The 1,784-nt window shown below is 69.8% G+C and carries 3 protein-coding genes; 2 read left to right on the top strand and 1 reads right to left on the bottom strand.

The window, feature by feature from the left end:
- The first annotated feature begins 261 nt into the window (after positions 1-261).
- Positions 262-459, top strand: a complete 198-nt coding sequence (locus ABTZ89_RS38435; RefSeq protein ID WP_270949015.1) for a DUF8847 domain-containing protein — start codon at positions 262-264, stop codon at positions 457-459.
- Between the two features lie 28 nt (positions 460-487).
- On the opposite strand, the gene ABTZ89_RS38430 is transcribed toward ABTZ89_RS38435, so the two are convergent.
- Positions 488-919 (bottom strand): hypothetical protein, encoded by a 432-nt coding sequence (locus ABTZ89_RS38430; RefSeq protein ID WP_351054363.1) that lies wholly within the window; start codon positions 917-919, stop codon positions 488-490.
- 238 nt (positions 920-1,157) lie between these two features.
- Between ABTZ89_RS38430 and ABTZ89_RS38425 the strand changes: the two genes are divergently transcribed.
- Positions 1,158-1,784, top strand: a 627-nt coding sequence (locus ABTZ89_RS38425) for a methylmalonyl-CoA mutase family protein (protein ID WP_351054361.1), incomplete at its 3' end; no start/stop codon positions are given.

Raw genomic sequence — 1,784 nt, 5'->3', positions numbered from 1 at the left:
GGGATCTGCAGTTTCAATTGAAACTGCGGCCCCCCGGGCGTGACACGCCGACGGAGTTGGACAAGTGGCCCGGCCTGGGGAGAACTTCCGCAATTTCAATGGAAATCGGACCTCTGATTTCCATTGAATTTGCGGACCGCCGGAACGCGGACGGTGGAACGGGGTGGATCGGTCGACCCACCGGTTCGCGCGCTGGTGTTGGGGGGTCGGGATCGGGGACGATTGGGGCCGAAGGTGAAGCAGCGCGGGAGGAGGGGTGCCATGTCGAGCCGGAACGTGCGGTTCATCGGCGGGCCGCTGGACGGGCGGATGCAGGATCTCCGGGATTCGGAAGCCGTCGCGGGCCGGCTGCTGCGGCACATCCACCTGCACGACGGCCCCAAGATCGAGACCCACTACGAGCTCCACTACTCCCCCGAAGCGGGCTGGGTCTACCACCTCTGCGGTCGCGAACCGTGACCCGGGCAAAGCCCGCGCAGCAATGCTGTCAAGTCGTGAAGGCCCAGACGTGGATCACCGGGCGGGCCGGGTTCGAGCGGTCCAGGAGGAGTTCGCGGTGCGCTTCGGTCGGTCGGCCTGGGCCCGGCGGGAGTTCGTCGGTGGCCGAGGCGATGTCGGTGCCGATCGAGACCTGCGGCAGCGGGGCCTGGATTGCTGCTCGTCCTTGTTCCAGCGGGGCGCTGAACTGCGAATCCGCGAGCAGGCGATCCACCGCGTCGGCGTTGACGGCGACCGCTAGCCGGTAGCGGGAGTCGATGCCGTGCTCGGCGTCGAACGCGACCACTTCCGAACCCTGCGGGACGACCAGCCCGGTGAACGCCAGGGCCTCGTCCACCGACGGTTCGGCCTCCCCAGATCCACTGCAACCGCTGAGCCCGATCACGCCGAAGACCGCGAGGACCAGCAGGACCAGCCGCATCTCCACTCCCCCTCCGAAACCCGGTAACCGCAGCTCACCCGTTCGAACGTACCGGGCCGACGGCAGTCGTCGATCAGCACCGCCGCGCGAACCCGGAAGCGCAATTGTCGGCAGTCGCCAAAAACGGGGCGCCAGCAGCGCCGAACCCCACAACCGCGCCGCGGCGCCTGCGGCTTGCGATGCGCGTCACAGATCTGATCGGGTTCGAAATCCGGACACCGGCCTACCATCTGTTCCCATGGTGGCGCACTCGAAGTCGAGCAGCGTCGGGCCGGAGTTGGCCTTGGCTGCCGAATTCCCGGAACCGACCCGCGAGCAGTGGCAGGCCCAGGTGCAGAAGGTCCTGCAGCGCTCGGGCCTGGTCGACGAGAACACGACCGGGCCGGTCGAGGACGTGCTGGCCACCACCACCTACGACGGCATCACCGTGCACCCGCTCTACACCGGCACCCCGGGCGAGCAGGGCGTGCCGGGGCTGACGCCGTTCGTCCGGGGCAGCCGCGCGCAGGGCAGCGTCGCCGAGGGCTGGGACGTGCGGCAGCGCCACGAGCACCCGGACGCAGCCGAGACCAATCGCGAGGTCTTGGCGGACCTCTACAACGGCGTGTCCTCGCTGTGGCTGCGGCTGGGCCGCGGCGGGCTGGCCGTCGACGACCTCGCGGACGCGCTGGAAGGCGTCCACCTGGACATGATCGGCGTGACGCTGGATGCCGGCGCGGACTTCGCCGCCGCCGCTGACGCCTTCCTCGCGCTGGCCGACGAGCAGGGCGTGCGCGGCAGCGCGCTGCGCGGCAACCTCGGCGCCCGGTGGTGCGGATCGTGCGGTCCCGGCTGGAGCCGCCCGCACCGTAGGTCACCGAGACGA

This window comes from Saccharopolyspora sp. NPDC002686 (assembly GCF_040295745.1).
In the GTDB taxonomy this organism is placed as follows: Bacteria; Actinomycetota; Actinomycetes; order Mycobacteriales; family Pseudonocardiaceae; genus Saccharopolyspora; species Saccharopolyspora oryzae.
The sequence above is the reverse complement of the archived record's forward strand: the minus strand, read 5'-3'. Positions and strand labels throughout refer to the sequence as shown.

Excerpts from the sequence above, each read along its gene's own strand:
- ABTZ89_RS38430 (WP_351054363.1), bottom strand. The coding sequence starts at position 919 with ATGCGGCTGGTCCTGCTGGTCCTCGCGGTCTTCGGCGTGATCGGGCTC.
- ABTZ89_RS38435 (WP_270949015.1), top strand. The coding sequence starts at position 262 with ATGTCGAGCCGGAACGTGCGGTTCATCGGCGGGCCGCTGGACGGGCGG.